This is a genomic window from Streptomyces aurantiacus (assembly GCF_001418335.1).
Classification (GTDB): domain Bacteria; phylum Actinomycetota; class Actinomycetes; order Streptomycetales; family Streptomycetaceae; genus Streptomyces; species Streptomyces aurantiacus.
In genome coordinates, this window is record NZ_LIPP01000252.1 from 1 (window position 1) to 3,748 (window position 3,748).

The window sequence follows — 3,748 nt, forward strand, 5'->3', positions numbered from 1 at the left end:
CGGGGACCTACTGGGGACTTCCCGGAATCTCCCGGCGCCTTCGTGCCCGGGTCTCCGAGGGTGATCGCCCATGACGACCCCCGGAGCGGTTCCGCCCCTGTGGCGGGACCGGAGATTCGTGCTGCTGTTCTCCGCTCGTACGGTCTCGGTGCGTCACCGACGCCACCGGCGCCACCGGCGTCATCGGTGCCGGGCTCGCCTCGGGAAGCGCGCCCGGCACCGGAGGGCTGAGCTGCCGCGGACGGCTCTTCGGCACCGGCACCGGCACCGTAGGGCGCCCAGCCTGTGTCCAGCAGCCGGAACCCCGCGTCGATGGCCGCTGCCGGATCGGGCTCACGGATGGCCACGAGCTGGATCTGCAGGGCGAACCGGACGTAGAAGCGGATCTCTTCGCTGGGCTCCACCAGCCCGAACTCCTCGGTGATCACCGCGACCAGGGCGTCCTCGTGGCGCAGCCACATCTTCTCCGCGTAGTCGATCAGAGCCGGCGTGTCCCCCATGAGGGCGAGGATCTGGCGGTACGGCTCGGAGTGGAGCTCCGCGATCTCGGCAAGGTAGTGGGCCTTCAGCGCGTCGGAGATCGAGGTCCCCGCCACGCGGCCACTCACCGCGGCGATCAGCCGTTCATGCCGCTCGCCCTCGTCGCTGAAGACAAGCGCCTCCTTGTGCGGGAAGTGCGTGAAGACCGTCTTGGGCGACACATCGGCCGCGTCCGCGATCTCACGCACCGTCACCGCGTCGAAGCCGCGCGCGAGGAACAGCGTCGTCGCCGCCTCCAGAATCCCCGCCCGCGTCGCCGCCTTCTTGCGCTCACGCCGTCCCACCGTCACTGCATCCACCATGCCCGCACTCTACCCCCGAACACCAACCACATTGACAGTAAAAGTAGTGTCGGTATAGTTAGTTAGTGAGTGAAGCGTGGGGCTCACGTCCGGCAACTATTTGACAGGATGGACATGAAACTTTTGAGATGGGCCGGTGCGGTAGCCGTTTTCGGGTTGGTCGCTTGGTGTCTGTACTGGAACTTCCTGGCCACCTCCCTCGTCGTCGCAAGCGTTTTACTTCTCGGGCCTGTCTACCTCTACTTCGTCTTCTTCGGCCGACCTGGCGAAGTGGCGAAGCTCGACGACATCGGCGACAACAAGTGGCATACCGTGGACCTGGGGGCAGGCACGCTCAGCAGTGATGGCTCGGAGTACGCACTCTTCGTGAGGCGCGGCGAATCGAAGAACTTGCTGATCCAGTTCGGTGGCGGCGGTGCTTGCTGGGACGACAACAGCGCCGCGAGGCCCATTACACCGTTGAGTGTGATCTCCGGCTACACGAGAGAGTTGAAGGCGTACTACTTCAAGTCGCTGACCCGGCTGTTCCCGGCGGGGCTGAGCGGTATAGCCAAGAATCGCGATGCAAAGAACGCGTTCCGGGACTGGAACGTCGTTTTCATCCCCTACAGCACCGGTGATGTGCATATCGGCAACGCGACCACCACGTACACCCGTGACGGTAAGGCATTCGAGGTCCATCACCATGGCCGCAACAATTGCCTGGCCTCGCTCGAATGGGTCTACGCCAACTTCCCGGACGCGGCCAAGGTCTTGGTCGCAGGCGAAAGCGCAGGTGCCTGGGGGTCCGCCTGCTACGCTCCACAGATTGCCGACCAGTACCCCGGGCGAAAGGTCTACTGCCTGTCGGACGGCGTTGGTCTGGTCTCAAGCCGTTGGGATGAGATTGTGAACACCGTCTGGGGTGCTGAGAGTGCGAAGAACCTCGGCTTCGAGGTGGGAACCGATATGTTCGAAGACGCGCTTGTTCGCCGTACCGATGCAAAGAACAGAAACATCATTTACCTGCACAGCAACACTCTCTACGACGACACTCTGACCCGTTTCAGTGCCGCGCTGAACGGGCTGCCCATCGATACGACCGACTTCGTGGACGAATGGGCAAGCAACACCAAGGCTTCCATGAAGCGACTCAGTGAATCGGATATCGATTACAACTACTTCCTCACCGAATGGGGTCACAACCCAAAAAGGCACACCACCACGCACACCCTCACCACCAACGAGAACTATCACAGGTGCACGGCCGACGGCATCGCTTACTCAGAATGGCTGAAACGGAATGTGATTGACGAGGAGAGCCTGTCACTCGGCACCGGTTTGCTCGCCTGATATCGAGGGGCAGGTGATTCTGCGCCAGGTCTCGATCAGTCACATCGGTGGTCGGTGGTCGGTGGCCGGTCATCGGTCGTCGGGAACATGTCGAACTCGTCGTGCATGTTCCGGGCAAGATGCTTGTGTGCATCACATTTTGTGCGGGCTCGCCGCCAATCCAGCCCTGCCGTCCGAACTGGTCGATCGGTTGATAGCCGTCGCGGACGACGACATCGCCTGGGAACTCGCCTGTCGCGCGGACCTGAACCGCACGCAGGCGGTCGCGTTGGCGGAGCGTGTCGAGGGCAGCGCGGTGGTGCTCGTGTTACTGCTTGTGGCCCAACGGCGCGATCTGCCGTCCGGCATACGCGATCGACTGGCCGCCGACCCCGACGCGAAGGTGGTCAAGGCCCTCGCCCCGCACCCCGGCCTGACCGAGGCGCGGTTGCGCGCCATGGTCGACCGCCACGGCGTCCGTGTACTGGCCAAGGTGGCGACGAACCCGGACGCGTCTCCGGCACTTTTGGAGGACCTGGTCCGGCACCGGCCGACAGCGCAGAAGGTGTTCCGTGAGGTTGCCCGGCATCGCGGGGCGACGGACTCGTCGCTGCTCGTCTGCCTGACGGACCACCAGGCGAGACCCATGGCCGCCGGCCACCCGGCACTCCCGCCACCGGCCATCGTGGAACTGCTCGCCGACACGGACCGGCAGGTGGCGGAAACGGCAGCAGCGAACCCGTCCTTGCCGCTTGCCGTGCTGTCGGATCTGGTGCGCGGGCAGTGAGCGCCTCAGCCGGCCGTGCCCGCGGGGACGACCCAGGAGGCCGGTTGGCCTGTGACGGCGGCGATCATGTCGTAGTCGCCGTCGTAGTGCAGGACCGTGGCGCCGTGCCGTTCGGCGGTCGCGGCGATGATGAGGTCCGCCACCGACAGCGCCTTCCAGTTGCCTCTGTCGATGAGGAGTGTCTGTACCTCCACCGCGCGATCCCATGCCTCGTCCGGCGTTGCCAGCCAGTCGAAACCGCGCATTTCGTCCCGGATGCGCTCGGCGTCGGCCTTTGATCTGGCGCTGTGCAGCACTTCGAGCTCGACCGCACCGCAGACGGCGAGCAGTCCGGCGTTGTGCAGGGGATCGATGACGGCACGAACGGCAGGCTTCGGGTAGCGAGCCAGCGCCGACTTGTCGATCAGGTACCGGTCGGTCATGCGGCGCCCTGCTGGTGGGTCGGGTCCTCCACGGGTCCAGTGAGATCGGGCAGCCCGCCCTCGGCCAGCCAGTCCAGGAAGGAGGCGCGCTTGCGGCGCTTGATCGCGTCTTCGAGCGCGGCGTTCACTGTGGCGACCTTGGTGGTCGTGCCGAAGATTTCCGCCGCCTCCGCCAGCTTTTCGTCGTCGAGGTCGATCACTGTGCGCGCCATGTGGCCTCCTGGAGTCACTTGAGCCGTTCGCCCCAATGATATCAATCTCCGCTATTTTTGATATCAGGACTGGGTTCGCTCATGCGTCCAGGGCAAGACTGAGGAAGGCGGACCATGTGGTCGGGGCGACGGTGAGGGTCGGGGCCGTGGGGGTCTTGGAGTCGCGGATGTGGA

The 3,748-nt window shown here is 64.6% G+C and carries 5 protein-coding genes and 1 pseudogene; 2 read left to right on the plus strand and 4 right to left on the minus strand.

Going from position 1 to position 3,748, the window contains the following annotated elements; translation table 11 throughout:
- A partial coding sequence (locus AOK01_RS29205; protein WP_213862169.1) for a TetR/AcrR family transcriptional regulator occupies positions 1 to 842 on the minus strand: 842 nt, incomplete at its 3' end.
- A gap of 108 nt (positions 843 to 950) precedes the next feature.
- On the opposite strand from AOK01_RS29205, the gene AOK01_RS29210 reads away from it, so the two are divergent.
- The gene (locus AOK01_RS29210; RefSeq protein ID WP_055516921.1) at positions 951 to 2,174 is read left to right on the plus strand and encodes a pectin acetylesterase-family hydrolase; all 1,224 of its coding nucleotides are present in this window, start codon (positions 951 to 953) and stop codon (positions 2,172 to 2,174) included.
- 310 nt (positions 2,175 to 2,484) lie between these two features.
- Positions 2,485 to 2,940 (plus strand): annotated as a pseudogene (locus tag AOK01_RS29215) (hypothetical protein); the annotation flags it as partial.
- Between the two features lie 5 nt (positions 2,941 to 2,945).
- On the opposite strand, the gene AOK01_RS29220 reads toward AOK01_RS29215, so the two are convergent.
- From AOK01_RS29220 to AOK01_RS46660, 3 genes are all read right to left on the minus strand, one after another.
- Complete coding sequence (locus AOK01_RS29220; protein ID WP_055516925.1) at positions 2,946 to 3,362, minus strand: PIN domain nuclease; 417 nt, start codon at positions 3,360 to 3,362, stop codon at positions 2,946 to 2,948.
- Complete coding sequence (locus AOK01_RS29225) at positions 3,359 to 3,574, minus strand: type II toxin-antitoxin system VapB family antitoxin (RefSeq protein ID WP_055516927.1); 216 nt, start codon at positions 3,572 to 3,574, stop codon at positions 3,359 to 3,361. The genes AOK01_RS29220 and AOK01_RS29225 overlap by 4 nt, the downstream gene beginning before the upstream one ends.
- 79 nt (positions 3,575 to 3,653) lie before the next feature.
- Entirely contained in the window at positions 3,654 to 3,743 is a 90-nt protein-coding gene (locus tag AOK01_RS46660) for a DUF397 domain-containing protein (RefSeq protein WP_425424767.1), read from the minus strand.
- Between the last annotated feature and the right edge of the window lie 5 nt (positions 3,744 to 3,748).